Source organism: Streptomyces sp. NPDC003016, assembly GCF_053591455.1.
Window position 1 is genome coordinate 1 of the sequence record NZ_JBSFTV010000071.1, and the last position, 17549, is coordinate 17549.

The 17549-nt window shown below is 73.8% G+C and carries 15 protein-coding genes; 6 read left to right on the forward strand and 9 right to left on the reverse strand.

The window, feature by feature from the left end; translation table 11 throughout:
- Positions 1-170 precede the first annotated feature (170 nt).
- Complete coding sequence (locus tag ACWDZ4_RS34040) at positions 171-2279, forward strand: TerD family protein (protein WP_451512256.1); 2109 nt, start codon at positions 171-173, stop codon at positions 2277-2279.
- 141 nt (positions 2280-2420) lie between these two features.
- Positions 2421-3449: an aspartate-semialdehyde dehydrogenase gene (locus ACWDZ4_RS34045; RefSeq protein ID WP_451512257.1), complete on the forward strand. Its 1029-nt coding sequence runs from the start codon at positions 2421-2423 to the stop codon at positions 3447-3449.
- On the opposite strand, the gene ACWDZ4_RS34050 is transcribed toward ACWDZ4_RS34045, so the two are convergent.
- Positions 3439-3777 (reverse strand): hypothetical protein, encoded by a 339-nt coding sequence (locus ACWDZ4_RS34050; protein WP_451512258.1) that lies wholly within the window; start codon positions 3775-3777, stop codon positions 3439-3441. The genes ACWDZ4_RS34045 and ACWDZ4_RS34050 overlap by 11 nt on opposite strands.
- Before the next feature lie 77 nt (positions 3778-3854).
- On the opposite strand from ACWDZ4_RS34050, the gene ACWDZ4_RS34055 reads away from it, so the two are divergent.
- Entirely contained in the window at positions 3855-4268 is a 414-nt protein-coding gene (locus ACWDZ4_RS34055) for a LysR substrate-binding domain-containing protein (RefSeq protein ID WP_451512259.1), read from the forward strand.
- 15 nt (positions 4269-4283) lie between these two features.
- On the opposite strand, the gene ACWDZ4_RS34060 is transcribed toward ACWDZ4_RS34055, so the two are convergent.
- Positions 4284-4781 (reverse strand): DUF1203 domain-containing protein, encoded by a 498-nt coding sequence (locus tag ACWDZ4_RS34060; RefSeq protein ID WP_451512269.1) that lies wholly within the window; start codon positions 4779-4781, stop codon positions 4284-4286.
- Positions 4782-4929: 148 nt separating this feature from the next.
- Between ACWDZ4_RS34060 and pepN the strand changes: the two genes are divergently transcribed.
- Complete coding sequence (gene pepN / locus ACWDZ4_RS34065) at positions 4930-7539, forward strand: aminopeptidase N (RefSeq protein WP_451512260.1); 2610 nt, start codon at positions 4930-4932, stop codon at positions 7537-7539.
- A 231-nt stretch (positions 7540-7770) separates the two neighbouring features.
- Here pepN and alc read toward each other — a convergent pair whose 3' ends face one another.
- From alc to ACWDZ4_RS34085, 4 genes are all read right to left on the reverse strand, one after another.
- Complete coding sequence (gene alc, locus ACWDZ4_RS34070) at positions 7771-8907, reverse strand: allantoicase (RefSeq protein ID WP_451512261.1); 1137 nt, start codon at positions 8905-8907, stop codon at positions 7771-7773.
- Between the two features lie 87 nt (positions 8908-8994).
- A complete protein-coding gene (locus ACWDZ4_RS34075) occupies positions 8995-9903 on the reverse strand; it encodes a LysR family transcriptional regulator (RefSeq protein WP_451512262.1) in 909 nt (302 codons plus the stop codon).
- Between the two features lie 41 nt (positions 9904-9944).
- Positions 9945-10871, reverse strand: coding sequence for a DMT family transporter (locus ACWDZ4_RS34080; protein WP_451512263.1), 927 nt, complete (start codon positions 10869-10871; stop codon positions 9945-9947).
- Between the two features lie 52 nt (positions 10872-10923).
- Positions 10924-11853 carry an EamA family transporter gene (locus tag ACWDZ4_RS34085; protein WP_451512264.1) on the reverse strand — a complete coding sequence of 310 codons (930 nt, stop codon included), beginning with the start codon at positions 11851-11853 and terminating at the stop codon, positions 10924-10926.
- A gap of 104 nt (positions 11854-11957) precedes the next feature.
- On the opposite strand from ACWDZ4_RS34085, the gene ACWDZ4_RS34090 reads away from it, so the two are divergent.
- Positions 11958-12455 carry a MarR family winged helix-turn-helix transcriptional regulator gene (locus ACWDZ4_RS34090; protein WP_451512265.1) on the forward strand — a complete coding sequence of 166 codons (498 nt, stop codon included), beginning with the start codon at positions 11958-11960 and terminating at the stop codon, positions 12453-12455.
- A gap of 194 nt (positions 12456-12649) precedes the next feature.
- On the opposite strand, the gene ACWDZ4_RS34095 is transcribed toward ACWDZ4_RS34090, so the two are convergent.
- Genes ACWDZ4_RS34095 through ACWDZ4_RS34105 form a run of 3 tightly spaced genes read right to left on the reverse strand, consistent with a single transcriptional unit; the run spans position 12650 to position 15354 of the window.
- Positions 12650-12880: a hypothetical protein gene (locus ACWDZ4_RS34095; protein WP_451512266.1), complete on the reverse strand. Its 231-nt coding sequence runs from the start codon at positions 12878-12880 to the stop codon at positions 12650-12652.
- Positions 12881-12900: 20 nt separating this feature from the next.
- Positions 12901-15096, reverse strand: coding sequence for a 4-alpha-glucanotransferase (gene malQ, locus ACWDZ4_RS34100; RefSeq protein WP_451512267.1), 2196 nt, complete (start codon positions 15094-15096; stop codon positions 12901-12903).
- Complete coding sequence (locus ACWDZ4_RS34105) at positions 15097-15354, reverse strand: hypothetical protein (protein ID WP_451512268.1); 258 nt, start codon at positions 15352-15354, stop codon at positions 15097-15099. It abuts the gene before it with no gap.
- 187 nt (positions 15355-15541) lie between these two features.
- On the opposite strand from ACWDZ4_RS34105, the gene ACWDZ4_RS34110 reads away from it, so the two are divergent.
- Positions 15542-17549, forward strand: a 2008-nt coding sequence (locus ACWDZ4_RS34110) for a beta-N-acetylglucosaminidase domain-containing protein (RefSeq protein ID WP_451512270.1), incomplete at its 3' end; no start/stop codon positions are given.

Sequence of the window (17549 nt, forward strand, 5' to 3'; positions counted from 1 at the left end):
GCCCCGGGGGCCGGGGGGGGGGGGGGGGGGGGGGGGGGGGGCGCCCCCCCCCCCCCCCCCGCCCCTCCGCGTTCCCCGGTGATTCCCCCGGTGGATCCAGCCCGTGAGAAAGCGAACCGCGCATCGGCTCCACATCGACTACGCGCCAACTCCACTGTCACCATGGCCCCATGACGCACATCACCAAGGGCGCCAACATCCCCGTGCCCAGCGAAATCCTCCGCGTGGCCGTCTGCCGTCAGAACGTCGCCGGAGCCCCGGTCGTGGACGCGTCGGCCCTCCTGCTGGACGCGAACGGCAAGGTACGCGGCGACGCCGACCTGGTCTTCTACAACCAGCCGCAGCATCCATCGGGCACCGTGCGGCACTTGGGCACCAACGAGGGCAACGGGCAGCTCGCCGAGTGGCTGGAGGCCGACCTGCCGCGCCTCGGGCCCGAGGTGCAGCGGGTGGTGATAGCCGGCTCCTGCGACGGCGGGGTCTTCGGCTCCGTACCGGGGCTGTACGTCCAGGTCCTCACCGGCGGCGGGGCGCCGGTCGCGCTCTACGCGGTGAACGACGCGACGACCGAGACCGCCTTCGTCATCGGTGAGTTCTACCGGCGCGGCAGCGGCTGGAAGTTCCGCGCGGTCGGGCAGGGGTACGCGTCCGGGCTGGCCGGGCTCGCGACGGACTTCGGCATCGCGGTCGAGGGGGGCGGTGCGGCGCCCCAGGCCGCGGTACCGGCGCCCGCGACGGCGCCCGCGCCCGTACCGGCCGCCGCGCCCGCTCCCACCGCGCACACCCCCGCCGCGCCCGCTCCCACCGCGCACACCCCCCTCTCGCACGCCTCCGCCGCGCCCGCACAGGACCGCGTCCCCCACTCCTTCGGCCCCCGGTTCCCCTCCTTCGTGCGCCGGGGCCACAGCAACGACGTCGTGACCGTCGACGCCCCCGTCCCGCCCGGCCCGGTGGTCGTCGAGGCGTGGCACGAAAAGGACGGCTACTTCTGCGTCCAGACGCTCGACCACCGCAACAAGGACGGCGAGCTGCTGTTCAACACCACCCTCACCGACTTCCGCGGCCGGGCGCTCGTCCAGAACCGCGCCGACCGCCCGCTGCGGCTGAAGATCGAAGCGGACAACGACTGGACCCTGATGGTCCAGCCGCTCTCGGTCGCACGCGACATGACCGAGGGGATCCGCGGCTTCGGACCCGAGGTCCTCGTCTACCACGGCCCGGTGGCCGACCTCGACGTGGAGTTCGCGGGCGACGAGGACGAGGGCGGTTACTTCGGCGTGTGCAGCAGCGAGAGCGCCGACCGGTTCAAGGACCGCAGCGATCTCCTCGTCAACGAGACCGGCCCGCTGCGGCAGACCGTCCCCCTCACGTCCGGCCCCCTGGTGATCACCGTCGAGGCGGACGGCCCCTGGTCGCTCAGCCCCCGCCCGCTGCCCGCCCTCGACCCGGCCGTCGCCCGGGTCACCGGTGTCCACCAGGGCCGCGGCGGGGCCACGCTCATCCTCGTCAACCCGAACCCGGGCCGCCCGGCCGTCCTGGAGTACGCGATCCGCAGCGACGGCGCGCTCTTCGGCCACACCGTCACGGTGCTCGACGAGTACGACGACGAGGACCGCTTCCTGAGCGGCACCGACAACGGTGAGCAGGGCCGCACCCTCCTGTTCCGCAAGGGCGAGCCCGAGGTGCGGCTGCGCGTCGACAACGCCGTCGACTGGTCCCTGCGACTGCTGCCCGCCGACCAGGCCCCGGCGCTCACCGGGCCGGTGCAGGGCGTCGGCAGCGCGGTCTTCCGCTACGACGGGCCGCCCGCGCTGCTGGGCCTGCGCCGCACCACGTCCGACGACGACCCGCTCTCCACCCGTACCGTCCAGGCCCACGGCAAGACGGTGATCTCCGCCGACACCCGGGGCCGGCGCCGGCCGGTCGTCGGTCCGCTGTGGGTCACGGAGGCGGGCCACTGCTACGTCCTGGTCACCGCGTCCGGTGCGACCGGCTGGCAGCTCGACCCGATGGCGGCCGCGACCGCCCCGGTCCTCGACAGGGCCGCCGGGGGCCACCTCTCCGGGCAGGGATACGCCGTCGTGCACCACACCGGTCCCGAAACCGGGATGATGCTCACACACGAGTCCAAGGGCAACCTGGACCTGCCCGTCCTGTGGGCGCTCGACGAGCGTCTGGAGCCGGTACGGCGGATCGCCACCGCCCCCGGGCTGCACACGTTCCCGGGCGGATTTTTGCAGATCAGGACCGGTGGCGCGTGGAGCCTGGAGATCCGGTGACGGGTGGGCGACGGCCGTGACAACGGTCACCCGGTCCAGGGGCCGGACAATGGATTGGACAAGGCGGCCGGGGACAGACGCATTATGGACAGCACCAGGTCAAGCACCCAGCGCCACGTTCATACGTACGAAGGAGTCCCCGTGAGGGTCGGAATCGTCGGAGCCACCGGTCAGGTCGGCACAGTCATGCGCAGGATTCTGGCCGAGCGCGCATTCCCGGCCGACGAGCTGCGCCTCTTCGCCTCCGCCCGTTCCGCGGGCTCCACGATCGAGTGGCAGGGCAAGGACATCACCGTCGAGGACGCGTCGGCGGCCGACTACTCCGGCCTGGACATCGTCCTCTTCTCCGCCGGTGGCGCGACCTCCAGGGCGCTGGCCGAGAAGGTCGCCTCGCAGGGCGCCGTCGTGATCGACAACTCCTCCGCCTGGCGCCGCGACCCCGAGGTGCCGCTGGTGGTCTCCGAGGTCAACCCGCACGCGGTGGCCAACCGTCCCAAGGGCATCATCGCGAACCCGAACTGCACCACGATGGCCGCGATGCCCGTCCTCAAGCCGCTGCACGCCGAGGCCGGCCTGACCGCGATGGTCGCCACCACCTACCAGGCCGTGTCCGGCTCGGGCCTGGCCGGTGTCGCCGAGCTCGACGGCCAGATCAAGAAGGTCGTGGACCACGCCGCCGAGCTGACCCACGACGGCGACGCCGTGGACTTCCCCGAGCCGGGCGTCTACAGGCGCCCCATCGCCTACAACGTGCTGCCGCTGGCCGGCTCGATCGTCGACGACGGCTCCTTCGAGACCGACGAGGAGCAGAAGCTCCGCAACGAGTCGCGCAAGATCCTGGAGATCCCCGAGCTGAAGGTCTCCGGCACCTGCGTGCGCGTCCCGGTCTTCTCCGGCCACTCGCTCCAGGTCAACGTGCGCTTCGAGCGCCCGCTGAGCGTGGAGCGCGCGACCGAGCTGCTCGCCGGGGCTCCGGGCGTCGCCCTGTCCGAGATCCCGACCCCGCTCCAGGCCGCCGGCCAGGACGTCTCGTACGTCGGCCGCATCCGCCGCGACGAGACCGCCGAGAACGGCCTGGCGCTGTTCCTCTCCGGCGACAACCTCCGCAAGGGCGCGGCGCTCAACGCCGTGCAGATCGCGGAGCTGGTCGCGGCCGAGCTCAAGTCCTGACCTCTTCCGTACTTCCGGTGCGCCCGGCGGGGCGGGGCTCCTCGGAGCCCCGCCCCGCCGTCGTACGCGTACGCCCGGTCGCCACCACCACCGTCGCCGCCGGCGCCGGCGCGCCGCCGAGCCACAGCGCGCCGGGCACGCCGTAGCGGTCCGCGGCCCGGCCGCCGAGCAGCGCACCGAGTGCGATCGCCGCGTTGAACACCCCGGCGAAGAGCGCCGACGCCGCCTCGGGCCGCGTGGGCGCGGCTGCCGTCAGCCAGCTCTGGGCGTTGACCGGCACTCCCCCGTACGCCGGCCCCCACACCACGAGCAGCGCCGCCGCGGCCACGGCCGAACCGCCGCCCGCCCCGCCGTCAGCAGGACGGCGGAACCGAGCACCACGGAGATCACCAGCAGGGTCCGGCGGTGGTCGCGGGCGGCGGCCGCGCCGCCGAGGAAGTCGCCGGCGATCCCGGCCGTCCCGTACCCGAGCAGCAGCCCGCTGATCAGGCCCGCGCCTCCCTCACCGCCGCCGAGGTCGCCACCACCCCGCTCGTCACGGCGTCGGCGCCCGCCCCCGCCTACTGGCGCGAGGGGCACGCCCCTTCGGCCGTCCCCGGCCCGTCGGTCACGACGCTCCAGGAGGGTCTGACCCTGGTGGCCGCCGGGCGCGGGGCGATGCTGCTGTGCCGGCCGACGGCGGAGTACCACGGTCGCGAGGACATCGTCTTCGTATCGGTGGACGGCCTGCCGGACTCGGTGCTCGGCATGGTGTGGCACCGCGACGGTGAGACGGAGCGCGTACGGGCCTTCGCGAGGGCGCTCGCCGGCGCGCGGTGAGCGGCCCGGCGCGGGTCAGGGCCTGCGCACCTCGAAGTGGAAGCAGCCGTACTCGACGGCCCTGACGTGCACGAGCGCCACCTCCGGGTCGGCGAAGGCCTGGGCGAACACGGCGTCGAAGCCCGCCGTCGTGGCGTCCGGGATCTCCAGGAGCCGGCCGCCGGCGATGTGCCCGTCGGCGTCGTAGCGGCGCACGGTGCGCAGGGCGCCGGGGCGGGCGAAGGGGTAGTCCCCGGTCCGGGCCGGCCCCTCGCACTCCTGCGCGTGGACGAAGACGGGGCCCTGTTCGTCGTACGCACCGGGCCTGGCCCGTGTCTCGGCGGCCCAGCGGCGCAGCGGCGCGTACGAGACGAGCGCGACGCGTTCGCCGGGCTCGCCGAGCCGCAGGCAGCAGCGCAGCGGGGCGCCGCCCTCCTCGTCGGTGTACGGGACGCAGGCGCGGCCGGCGTCGTCGGTGTCCCGCAGCTGCTCGAGCGCGGTGGACCCGATGGGGCGCGCGGTGTACGTCGTCATCGTCATACGGCCAGTCTCCGCGCCGCCCCGGCGGCGCACCGGCGGTCTTCGGACATCGCGCTCTGTCAGCTGCGAGCTGACTCAGCAGTCATGACAGGAACGGCGTGGAAGGATGGCGGAAAACGACACATACCGAGGAGATGACCGGGTGCCTGGCACGAATCTGACCCGCGAAGAGGCCCAGCAGCGGGCGAGCCTGCTCACCGTTGACGCGTACGGGATCGAGCTCGACCTGAGCGGCGCGCAGGAGGGCGGCACGTACAGGTCCGTGACCACCGTGCGTTTCGAGTCCGCCGAGGCCGACGCGCAGACGTTCATCGACCTGGTGGCGCCCGCCGTGCACCAGGTCGTGCTGAACGGGAAGTCGCTGGACGTCGCCGCCGTCTTCCGGGACTCCCGCATCGCCCTCAAGCACCTCGAGGCCGGCCCGAACGAGCTGAAGGTCGTCGCCGACTGCGCGTACACCAACACCGGCGAGGGCCTGCACCGCTTCGTCGACCCGGTGGACCAGCAGGCGTACCTCTACACCCAGTTCGAGGTGCCGGACGCGCGGCGCGTCTTCGCGTCGTTCGAGCAGCCGGACCTGAAGGCGACCTTCCAGTTCACCGTGAAGGCCCCGTCCGGCTGGACGGTCATCTCGAACTCCCCGACGCCCGAGGCGCCCCAGGACGACGTCTGGGTCTTCGAGCCGACCCCGCGCATCTCGACGTACATCACCGCGCTGATCGCCGGCCCGTACCACTCCGTCCACAGCTCGTACGAGAACCAGGACGGCCGGAGCGTCCCGCTGGGCATCTACTGCCGTCCGTCGCTGGCCGAGTTCCTCGACGCGGACGAGATCTTCGACGTCACGCGGCAGGGCTTCGACTGGTTCCAGGAGAAGTTCGACTACGCGTACCCCTTCGCGAAGTACGACCAGCTCTTCGTGCCGGAGTTCAACGCGGGCGCGATGGAGAACGCGGGCGCGGTGACCATCCGCGACCAGTACATCTTCCGGTCGCGCACGACGGACGCGGCGTACGAGCGGCGCGCCGAGACCATCCTGCACGAGCTGGCGCACATGTGGTTCGGCGACCTGGTCACCATGGAGTGGTGGAACGACCTGTGGCTGAACGAGTCGTTCGCCACGTACACCTCGGTCGCCTGCCAGGCGCACGCGGCGGGCTCCAAGTGGCCGGACGCGTGGACGACGTTCGCGAACTCGGAGAAGACCTGGGCCTACCGTCAGGACCAGCTCCCCTCCACGCACCCGATCATGGCCGAGATCCGTGACCTGGACGACGTCCTGGTCAACTTCGACGGCATCACGTACGCCAAGGGCGCGTCCGTGCTCAAGCAGCTCGTGGCGTACGTCGGCCAGGACGAGTTCTTCCGGGGCGTGCAGGCGTACTTCAAGGCGCACGCGTTCGGGAACACGCGCCTGCCCGACCTGCTCGGCGCGCTGGAGAAGACGTCCGGCCGCGACCTGAAGACCTGGTCGAAGGCGTGGCTGGAGACGGCCGGCATCAACGTCCTGCGCCCGGAGATCGAGACGGCCGCGGACGGCACCGTCACGTCCTTCGCCGTCCGGCAGGAGGCCCCGGCGCTCCCGGCGGGCGCGAAGGGCGCCTCCACCCTCCGCCCGCACCGCATCGCGGTCGGCTGCTACGACCTGGACGGCGCGGGCCGGCTGGTCCGTACGCACCGGATCGAGATGGACGTCGACGCGGCCGAGCTGACCGGGGTCCCCTTCCCCGCGGGCACGCCCCGCCCTGCGGTGATCCTCCTCAACGACGACGACCTGTCGTACGCGAAGGTGCGTCTGGACGCCGACTCGCTGGCCATGGTCACGGCGCACATCGGTGACTTCGCCGACTCGCTGCCGCGCGCGCTGTGCTGGTCTGCGGCGTGGGACATGACCCGCGACGGCGAGCTCCCCACCCGCGACTACCTGGCGCTGGTCCTGTCGGGCATCGGCAAGGAGTCGGACATCGGCGTCGTCCAGTCCCTGCACCGCCAGGCGAAGCTGGCGCTGGAGCTGTACGCGGCGCCGGACTGGCGCGAGAGCGGCCTGGCGCGGTGGACGGCGGCGACGCTGGAGCACCTGCGCGCGGCAGAGCCGGGCAGCGACCACCAGGTGGCGTGGGCGCGGGCGTTCGCCGCGGCCGCCCGTACGGACGCGCAGCTGGACCTGCTCCAGGGCCTGCTGGACGGCACGGAGACGGTGGAGGGGCTGGCCGTCGACACCGAGATGCGCTGGGCGTTCGTCGGGCGGCTGGCGGCCACGGGCCGTGCGGACGAGAAGGTGATCACGGCGGAGCTGGAGCGCGACAGGACGTCGGCGGGCGAGCTGCACGCCGCGTCGGCGCGGGCGGCGCGGCCGACGGCCGAGGCGAAGGCGGAGGCGTGGGCCTCGGTGATCGAGTCCGACCAGCTCCCGAACTCCGCGCAGGAGGCCGTGATCGGCGGCTTCGTCCAGACCGACCAGCGTGAACTGCTCGCGCCGTACGCGCAGAAGTACTTCGCGGCGGTCAAGGGCATCTGGGACTCGCGCAGCTACGAGATGGCGCAGCAGATCGCGGTCGGTCTGTACCCGGCGGTGCAGGTCTCCCGGGAGACGCTGGACGCGACGGACGCGTGGCTGGCGTCGGCGGACCCGAGCGCGGCCCTGCGCCGTCTGGTCCTGGAGTCCCGCTCGGGCATCGAGCGGGCGCTGAAGGCGCAGGCGGCGGACGCGGCGGCGGGCTCGGCGGCCGCGCAGGCGGCGGGCTCGGCGTAGGGCGAATCCCGCGGGGCTCCGCCCGGGACCCCGCCCCTCGATCGCCGGAGGGGCTGATGGCACCGCATTGCGGCACCGCCCCCAGCCCGTCCGGCGTGTGAGGACACGCCCGAGGGCGCCCTCCTGCCGTGTGCCGGGGGCGCCCTCTCGTTGTCCCGTGGAAACCGCCCGGCGGCCGGGCGCTGTACCGCTGCCGTCCGCCGGGCGGGGGTCTGGTGGGGGCGGGGCCGGCTACCGGCCGGCCACGTCCTCGTAACGGGCACGCAGCTCGGCCGCGCCCTGCTCGGTGAGCGCCCCGTGCAGCCGCATCCGGGCGACGCCGCCGTCGGGGAAGGCGTCGAGGCGCACGTGGGTGGCGACGGCCTGGGCCGGGAGCTTGAAGCGGTGCAGGGTGTCGGGCTGGAGCCTGGTCCGCGGGATGATCTCGAACCACTCGCCGCTCTCGCCGTTGCGCCCGCTCAGGGCGATCCAGCCGGCCGAGTTGCCCTTGAGGTACGCCGTGTCGATCTCGACGGCGCGAATGGCGCCCTGCGCGACGAGACGGAAGCGCACCCAGTCGTTGGTGTCGCGGACGCGGCGACGGCGGTTCTCCCAGCCGTCGTCCATCTTGCGGGAGGTCCCCGGCAGGATGATCTGCGTCGGCGACGAGTAGAACTTGTCGGAAGCGTCCTCGTACACACCGCCGTTGAGTACGGAGACGAGGTCGACGGTCCCGAGGAGGTCCAGCCACTGCGGGTCGGGCACGACTTCGCCGTGCACGCGCAGGCGGGCGACGCCGCCGTCGGGGTGCTGGCACAGGCGGATGTGGGTGAAGCGCCGCTCGCTCGTGATCTCGAACCCGTTGGCCGCGTGTCCGCGCACGGGCGTGGGGGCCACGATCTCTTCCCACTTCACCTCGGAGTCGAGGAGCTGCCCGGGGCTGGGCGAGCCCTCGACCGCGGCGGCCTGGATGCTCACGCGCTGCGGGTAGTTGCCGCGGAAGTGGGCGGTGTCGACGATGATGCCGCGGATGACGCCGGGGGCGCCGAGGCGGACGACGGCCCAGTCGTGGTCCTCGGGCGCCGGGAAGGGGTGCGACCCGTCGGTGCCGCGCCGGCGCCGGGTCTCCCAGCCGTCCATGATCTTGCCCTTGTGGCCGAAGTGCTCGGGGTCGAAGACGGCACGCTCACGGATGAGGAGGTTCTCGCGCTCGGCGAAGAACTCGTCGTTGGCGGCGATGACACCGGCTCCCAGGCGCCGGTCGGCCAGGTCGACCAGCTCGGTGAAGGGGAAGTCCCCGCCCCGGTAGTCGGCGTACGGGTCACCTCCGCCGTAGGGGGCGGCGTCGTTGGCGTGCGGGTCTTCGAGGTGCGCGTCGGTCGTCGTCATGTTCCGACTGTCACAGCCCACGACCGGTCAGGTCCATCGAAAGTTTCTGGACAGGCTTTGAAGCGGAACTGAATGGTCCTGCCCGGGTCACGGCGTCCGCGCCGTCGCCACCTCGCGCAGGGCCGACAGCACGCGGGCCACCGCCGGGCCCGCCTCCGCTCCGCGGCGCACCGCCGCCACCACGTGGCGCTGGGGCCGGTCCGCGCCCAGGACCCGCATGACCACCCCCGTACGCCGCTCCGCCGACGCCATCCGCGGGACCAGGGCCACCCCCATCCCCGCCTCGACCATGGCCAGGATCGCCGTCCAGCCGGCGGCGCTGTGCGCCTGCTCCGGTACGAAGCCCGCCGCCTCGCACGCGTGGCGGGTGATCTCCGACCACGGCCCGCTCCCGCCGAAGATCCACGGCTCGCCCGACAGGTCCGCCAGCCGCAGGCCCGGCGCCGCCGCCAGCGGATGCCCGGCCGGGAGCGCCACGTCCAGCGGGTCGGCCAGCAGCGGGACGCGGGCGAGCCGGGGGTCGCGGGCCGTCGGGGCGTGCGCCGCCAGCGACAGCGCCAGGTCGACCGCCCCGCTCGCCAGGAGCTCGTACGCCTCGGCGGCCTCGGCCTCCCTGACCCGTACCTCCAGCGCGGGATGCGTCGTACGGAGCCGCTGCACCGCCGGTACGACCAGCGCCGGCACGGCCGTCGAGAACGCCCCGATCCGTACCTCTCCCGCCTCCCCGCGCACGTACCCCGTCAACTCGGCGTCGGCCTGCTCCAGTTGGGCGAAGACTGCCTCCGCGTGCCGCAGGACCAGGTGGGCCGCGTCGGTGAGGCGCACCCGCCGTCCGTGCGCCTCCAGCAGCGGTACGCCGAGCTGCTTGCCGAGGTTGGACAGCTGCTGCGAAACGGCCGACGGCGTCATCAGCAGCGCCTCGGCCGTCGCGGTCACGGTCCCCCGGTCGCGCAGGGTCCGCAGGATCCGCAGCTTCTTGATGTCCCACTCGATCATGGGACGGAATCTATCCCGGCCCGCCACCGGAGCCCGGCCCGTCACCGGCCTCTTCCCGCCCCCAGCATCACTCCGCCCAGGATCAGCGCCATGCACAGGAGCCCCGCCGGCTCCGTCGCCTCGCCCAGCAGAGCGAAGGAGAGCAGGGCCACGCACACCGGCTGGAGGTAGTAGACGACGCCCGCCCGCGCCGCGCCGATCAGCGCGATCGCCTTGTTCCAGGCGAAGAAGGCCACGGCGGACGAGAAGACACCGACGTAGACCAGCGGCCCGGCCGTTCCCGCCGTCGGCTCGAAGCCGCCCTGGAGCGCCAGGCTGACGGCGTACGCCGGCGACAGCATCAGCGCGCCGAGCACGAACGTACCGAACAGGAAGGCGAGTCCGCCGATCCCGGCCGGCTTGCGGCGCAGCAGCGCGCTGTACGAGCCGAAGCAGACCGCCGCCGCGAGCATCCACAGGTCGCCGGTGGTGAGGTCCGGGGTGAGCGAACCCTTGCTGACCAGGAGCAGCACTCCGGCGCAGGCGACCAGCATCCCGGTGGTGCGGCGGGCGCCGAGACGGGCGCCGCCCAGGCGTTCGTAGAGGGCCATCAGGACCGGCGAGGCGGCCATGATCATGCCCATGTTGCCCGCGGAGGTGGAGAGCCCGGCCTGGTTGACGAGGGTGTTGTAGACGGTGACGCCGAGGAGCGAGGCGAGGGTGACGAACCCCAGGTGGCGGCGGAGCAGCTCTCGCTGGCGCCACGCTTCGCGGGCCGCGAAGGGGGCCACGGCGACGATCGCCACGATCCAGCGCCAGAAGGCGGCCTGCACCGGTGGGACGGAGTCGTGGAGGGCGCGGGAGGCGATGAAGCTGCCGGACCAGAGAACCGTCGCGACGGCGGCGAGGACGAGGCCGACGGCCGAGGCCCTCTCCGCCTTCCCGGCCGTCGGCCTACCGCTGATACGGACCCGGTCCTGGACTGCCACGGGTATCCCCTCGTTCCGCTCCCCTGCCGGGAGCCTCGGTTGCGTTCGGGCCCTACCGTCGCAGCGCCCCACCCGTCAGGTCCATCGAATGTTTCCGATCATTCTCTTCAGCTGAGCTGAACGTTTCGGGCTTCGCCACCCTCATCTGGCCCAGCAGCGTCGCCCCGAACGCGATCGCCATCCCCAGCAGCTGCACCGGTGTCAGCGTCTCCCCCAGCGCCGCCCAGCCGATGACCGCCGCGCTCAGCGGCGACAGCGGGCCGAGGAAGGTCACGGAGGTCGCGGTGAGCCGGCCGATGCCGCGGAACCACAGCCAGTACGCGACCGCCGTGTTGACCAGCGCCAGGTAGAGGTAACCGGCGACGGCCCGCCCGTCCAGGGCCGGCGGCGCCCCTTCCACCAGGAGCGCGACGGGCGCGATCAGCAGTCCGCCCGCGGTGAGCTGCCAGCCGGTCATGACCAGCGGCCCCACGCCCTCGGGCCGCCCCCAGCGCTTGGTCAGCACGGTCCCGGCCGCCATCGAGGCGGAGGAGGCGAGCGCCGCCAGCACACCGGCCGTGTCCAGCGCGGCGGTGGCGCGCAGCACGACCAGGCTCACACCGAGCGCCGCCGCGATCCCGGTCAGCAGGGTGCGCACGGTCGGCTTCTCGCTGAGCAGCAGCACCGCGAGCCCGGCCACCCACAGCGGCGCGAGCGTGCCGAAGACCGCCGCCATGCCGCCGGGCAGCCGGTAGGCGGAGAGGAAGAGCAGCGGGAAGAACGCCCCGATGTTCAGCGCTCCGAGCGCGGCCGCCTTCCCCCACCAGACGCCGCGCGGCAGCGTTCCGACGACCCCGAGCAGCACGAGCCCGGCGGGCAGGGCGCGCATCAGGCCGGTGAAGAGCGGCCGGTCGGGCGGCAGGAACTCCGTGGTGACGGCGTACGTCGAGCCCCAGGAGACGGGTGCGAGCGCGGTCAGAGCGATGGTTGCGGCGCGGTTCATCGCGCTCCCCCTCGAGTAGATTGATGGAAAGTAGCTTAGCCGGAAGCTACTTTCCGTCAAGCTACTTTCTTGCAGCCGACCGGAATTCCGCCGATACTGCGGACATGACGAGCAAGGACCCCGTCGACGCCATCACCGCCCAGTGGGCCGAGGTGCGCCCCGACCTCGACACCGCCCCGATGGCCGTCTTCGGCCGCGTCTACCGGATCGCGCGCGCCATGGGCGACCGCATCGAGAAGGAGTACGCCCGGTTCGGGATCTCACGCGGCGAGTTCGACGTCCTCGCGACGCTGCGCCGCTCCGGTGAGCCGTACACCCTCTCGCCGCGCCAGCTCTCCGCGACGCTGATGCTCACCACCGGCGGGATGACGGGCCGGCTCGACAAGCTGGAGCGGGCCGGGCTGCTGAGCCGCAGCCCCGATCCGCACGACCGGCGCGGGCTGCGGGTGACGCTCTCCGAGCGCGGCCTCGCGATCGTCGACGAGGCGGTGGCGGCCGGTCTGGAGATTCAGCACGAGGCGCTCGAAGGGTTCGGCGAGGAGCAGGTCGAGCAGCTCCAGGAACTGCTGCGGCAGCTGCTCGCCGGATCGGCCCGGGCGTAGGCCCGCCGTACGGACACGCGGCCCACGGAAAAGCGCCGTACGCGAACACGTCGAGGGCGTCCTCGTCCGTACGCGGTCGCGGTACGGGCGAGGACGCCCTCGGTGAGACTCGGAAAACAGAGATCAGAAAGCTGTGCCCGCCGGCAGGACCACTGCCCCCAGGTCTGCCGTCAGGTCTGCGGCCAGGTGCGCTGTCAGGTCTGCTTCCTGGACTTGTCCAGCACCATGACGAGACCCGTGATCACCGCGAACAGCGCGATCGGAGCCACGACATACAGGCCGAGCGTCTCGGCCACGCTCAGGCCGGGACCCGGGTCGTCGCCGTCGTCGCGGGTGAGCGCGAGCGCGGGGGACGACATGAGCAGCATCATCAGCGTCGTACCGGCCGCGACGGCGCCGGCGCGCAGGGCGTTCTTCTTGTCCACGGTGCAAACGTAGCGAACGCCTAAGCGGGCCGCGCGTCCGGGGGTGCCATAGGGGGTCCCGCAGAGGGCGCCGAGGGCGCCGCACAGGTCCGGAAGACGTCGATCAGGTCGTGCAGCCGGGGGGACGCGGCGAGTTCCTCCAGGGTGACGGGGCGCCCCTCGGCGTCGGCGACCGGCAGACGCCAGTTGGGGTACTGGTCCCAGGTGCCGGGCAGGTTCTGCGGCCGCCGGTCGCCCACCGTGTCCGGCAGCCAGATGCCGATCATCCGGGCCGGGGTGCGCAGCAGGAAGCGGTACACGGCGCGGATGCCGCCCTCCTCGTCGCCCGCGCCCTCCGGCAGCAGACCGAGCCTGGCCAGGTACGACAGCCAGTCGGCGACCTCGACGGACGCCTCGGCCCGTTCGTCGGCCAGGGGCCGGGTGAGCAGGCCGAGCCGGTGGCGCAGCGCGACGTGCTCGCCCGTCAGGCGGGCGGCGGTGGACGGCAGGTCGTGGGTGGTGGCGGTGGCCAGGCAGTGCTCTCGCCAGGCCCCGGGGGGCAGCGGTTCGCCCGTACCGGCCCAGTCGCGCTCGAACCACAGCACCGACGTGCCGGACACACCGCGCTCGGCGAGCGCGTCCCGCACACCCGGCTCGACCGTGCCCAGGTCCTCCCCTATGACGCTCGCGCCCGCCAGGTGGGCCTCCAGGGCGAGTACGGCGAGCATCGCGTCCGCGTCGTACCTGACGTACGTCCCGTCCGTCGGCGGGCGGCCCTCCGGGACCCACCAGAGCCGGAACAGCCCCATGACGTGGTCGATGCGCAGGGCGCCCGCGTTGCGCAGGAGCCCGCGCAACAGGTCGCGGAAGGGGGCGTACGCGGTGGCGGCCAGGGCGTCGGGGCGCCACGGGGGCAGCCCCCAGTCCTGGCCGAGCGCGTTGAAGGCGTCCGGTGGGGCGCCGACCGACATGCCGCGCGCGTAGGCGTCCTGCTGCGCCCAGGCGTCGGCGCCGCCGGGGTGCACGCCGACGGCCAGGTCGTGGACGATGCCGACCGGCATGCCCGCCCCGAGGGCGGCGTGCTGGGCCGCCGCCAGCTGGGAGTCGGTGAGCCAGGCCAGCCAGCAGTGCAGGTCGACGCGGTCGTACAGCTCGTCCCGGGCGCGCGCCACGGCGGCGGAGCGCGGGTCGTCGCGCAGTGCGGCCGGCCAGGCGTGCCAGTCGGAGCCGTGCACCTCGGCGAGCGCGCACCAGGTGGCGTGGTCCTCCAGGGCCGTGCCCTGTTCGGCCAGGAAGTCGCAGTAGGCGGCGCGGCGGCCGGGACCGGGCGGGACGCGCCGCACCAGCTCCAGGGCCTCCTTCTTGAGCTCCCACACCGCGTCGCGGTCGATCAGCTCGCCCTTGTCCAGGACGCCGTCGCGCAGGGCCGCGGCCCGCTCCAGCAGGCCGTCGACGCGCGCCCGGTCCGCCGCCGGGACATGGGCGTACTCGGGAACGTCCTCGACCCTCAGGTGCACGGGGTCGGGGAAGCGGCGCGAGGAGGGGCGGTACGGCGACGGGTCGGTGGGCGCACCGGGGACGGCCGCGTGCAACGGGTTGATCTGTACGAATCCGACGCCGAGGGAGCGCCCGGACCAGGCGGCGAGCTCGGCGAGGTCGCCGAGGTCGCCCATGCCCCAGGAGCGCCGGGACAGGAGGGAGTAGAGCTGGACGAGGAGCCCGTAGACGCGGCCGGGCTGCTGCGGGACCCGGCCGGGCGCGACGACGAGCGTGGCGGCGTCCTCGGTCCCGTCCGGCGTACGCACCGACAGCCGGTGCACTCCGAGAGGCGGCTGCACCCACCCCTCGCCCGTGACGGGCGGCGGGACGGCGGCTCCGGGGCCGGGGACGGGGCCGGACGCCTCCTCGTGCGGCGGGGCCTGGGACTCCCACTCCACCGCCGGGCCCTGTTCCGTCTCGATGCGCAGCACGGTGCCCGCGGGCAGGCCGGCGAGGGCGGGCGGCGGCTGCGGGCCGTCCTCGCCCGCCCAGGACACCACCGTGGGGGGCAGCAGACGGCGGGCGGCGGCCTCGTGCGCTTCGAGGGCCGTACGCACCGCCTCGGGCGTACGGGCGTCGACGCCCAGGGCCGCCAGCACGGCGACCACCGTGTCGTCGGGGACCTGGAGCGTGCGGTGCGCCGATGGCTGGTAGGACGTGGCGACGCCGTGCAGGGCCGCGAGCCGGGCAAGGCCCATCTAGACCCCCATGGGCTCCGTGCCCGACGCCGTGCCGTGGGCCGTCGGTTCGCTGGTCAGGGGGGCGGCGTCGGCCATCGGGGGCTCGCTGGTGAGCGGCGCGGCGTCGGCCATCGGGGGCTCGCTGGTCAGGGGCGGCTCGGTGGTGAGCAGCGGCTCGGCGAATCCGGCGTCCAGCGGGTACCCGGCGCCGAGGCCGGCGCGGGGGGTCGGCACCGGTTTGGACAGGGCGGAAAGGAGAAGCTGTGCGGCGGCCACAGGGGCCTCCCTACGGTGGACTGTACGGACACAGCAGCCTTACCCAATGAGCACGGCCGCAGACCCATACGTTTCCTCAACGTGTCCCGCGTCACACCCACTTCCCTGTATGAAAATTGACACCCGGGCGGACGGGTGGTGGGCTCTGGGCCCACAGGAGAAGGCTGACGCGACTGAGGAGACGGCCGTGCAGTTCGGGCGCAGGAGAGGCGCGACCGCCGTCGCGGTCGCCGTCATCGGGGGGCTGCTGGGTGGCGCGCACGGCGCGTTCGCCGCCCCTTCCGACCCCGACCCCGCAGCGCCCGCCACGCCCGCGGCCACGACGCGGGACCTCGGGAGCGACGCCGCCCTGCCCGCCGTGTGGCCGCGGCCGCAGTCGATACGGGCGGCCGGGCAGCCGGTGCGGGTGGGCCGGGAAGCGGTGCTCGTCACGGAGCCGGGAGCCGATCCGTACGCCGTGAAGGCCGTCGAGGAGCTGCTGCGCGGCGCGGGTGTGCAGACGCTGTACAGCGTCGGGCCCGGTGAGCCGCTGCCCGCGCGCGGCCTGGTCGTACGGGCGGGTGGCACCGGTGCGCAGGACGCGCTGCGCGCCCTGCGCGCGCCCCGGCGCGCCGATCTGCCGTCCGGGGGATACCGGCTCGCCGTCGGTCTCGTCGGGGGACGCGAGACGGTCGCGCTCGACGGCGTCGGCGACGACGGCCTCTTCCACGCCGCCCAGACGCTGCGTCAGCTGGTGACGGGCGGCACGGACGGGAAAGACGGGAAGCGGATAGCCGGGGCCATGGTCCGCGACTGGCCGGGGACGGCCGTGCGCGGCATGACCGAGGGCTTCTACGGGCAGCCGTGGACGCGCGGACAGCGCCTGGCCCAGGTCGACTTCATGGCCCGTACCAAGCAGAACCGGTACCTCTACGCGCCCGGCGACGACCCGTACCGCCAGGCCCGCTGGCGCGAACCGTACCCGGCGGACCGGCGCGCCGACTTCCGCGCGCTCGCCGAACGGGCCCGCGCCGGCCATGTGACGCTCGGCTGGGCCGTGGCCCCCGGGCAGGCGATGTGCATGTCGTCCGACGACGACATCAGGGCGCTGAACCGCAAGTTCGACGCGATGTGGGCGCTCGGGGTGCGCTCCTTCCAGCTCCAGTTCCAGGACGTCAGCTACAGCGAGTGGCACTGCGGCGCGGACGCGCACGCCTTCGGCTCGGGTCCCGAGGCGGCGGCGAAGGCGCACGCGCGGGTGGCCAACGCGGTGGCGAGGCATCTGGCGGAGCGGCACCCGGGGGCCGAGCCGCTGTCCGTGATGCCGACGGAGTTCTACCAGGAGGGCGACACCGACTACCGGCAGGCGCTCGCCGACCGGCTGGACGGCGGGGTGCAGGTCGCGTGGACGGGCGTCGGCGTCGTGCCGAAGACGATCACCGGGCGCGAACTGGCGGGGGCGCGGGCCGCGTTCCGGCATCCGCTGGTCACCATGGACAACTATCCGGTCAACGACTACGCGCAGGACCGCATCTTCCTCGGCCCCTACACGGGCCGGGAGCCCGCCGTCGCGACCGGCTCCGCCGCCCTCCTCGCCAACGCCATGGAGCAGCCCTCCGCCTCCCGCATCCCCCTGTTCACAGCCGCCGACTACGCCTGGAACCCGCGCGGTTACCAGCCGCAGGAGTCCTGGAAGGCGGCGATCGACGACCTGGCGGGCGGCGACGACCCGGCCCGCGAGGCGCTGCGGGCGCTGGCCGGGAACGACGCCTCCTCCGTCCTGGGCGGCGAGGAGTCGGCGTACCTGCGTCCGCTCGTCGACGGCTTCTGGCGGTCGCGCACGTCCACCGACCCGGGCGTACGGGACGCCGCGGCGAAGCGGCTGCGCGCCGCCTTCACCGCGATGCGCGAGGTCCCCCAGCGGCTCCGGGGCCCGGCGGGCGGCGCCTTCGACGACGAAGTACGGCCGTGGACCGAGCAGCTGGCGCGGTACGGCGAGGCGGGCGAGGTGTCCGTCGACCTGCTCCAGGCGCAGGCGCGCGGCGACGGCCCGGCCGCGTGGCGCGCCTCGCTCGGCCTGGACGCGCTGCGCGGCTCCCTCAGGGCGAGCCGGGTCACCGTCGGCAAGGGCGTGCTCGACTCCTTCGTGGCGTCCGCCGCCCCGGCGGCGGGCGCCGGGGCCGGCGCGGGGCCCCGGCCCGGGCCCGGGGACCAGA

What these genes read in the sequence shown, in the direction of transcription:
- ACWDZ4_RS34040 (WP_451512256.1), top strand. Translation starts at nt 171, where the DNA reads ATGACGCACATCACCAAGGGCGCCAACATCCCCGTGCCCAGCGAAATC.
- ACWDZ4_RS34090 (WP_451512265.1), top strand. Translation starts at nt 11,958, where the DNA reads ATGACGAGCAAGGACCCCGTCGACGCCATCACCGCCCAGTGGGCCGAG.
- ACWDZ4_RS34075 (WP_451512262.1), bottom strand. Translation starts at nt 9,903, where the DNA reads ATGATCGAGTGGGACATCAAGAAGCTGCGGATCCTGCGGACCCTGCGC.
- ACWDZ4_RS34085 (WP_451512264.1), bottom strand. Translation starts at nt 11,853, where the DNA reads ATGAACCGCGCCGCAACCATCGCTCTGACCGCGCTCGCACCCGTCTCC.
- alc (WP_451512261.1), bottom strand. Translation starts at nt 8,907, where the DNA reads ATGACGACGACCGACGCGCACCTCGAAGACCCGCACGCCAACGACGCC.
- malQ (WP_451512267.1), bottom strand. Translation starts at nt 15,096, where the DNA reads ATGGGCCTTGCCCGGCTCGCGGCCCTGCACGGCGTCGCCACGTCCTAC.
- ACWDZ4_RS34060 (WP_451512269.1), bottom strand. Translation starts at nt 4,781, where the DNA reads ATGACGACGTACACCGCGCGCCCCATCGGGTCCACCGCGCTCGAGCAG.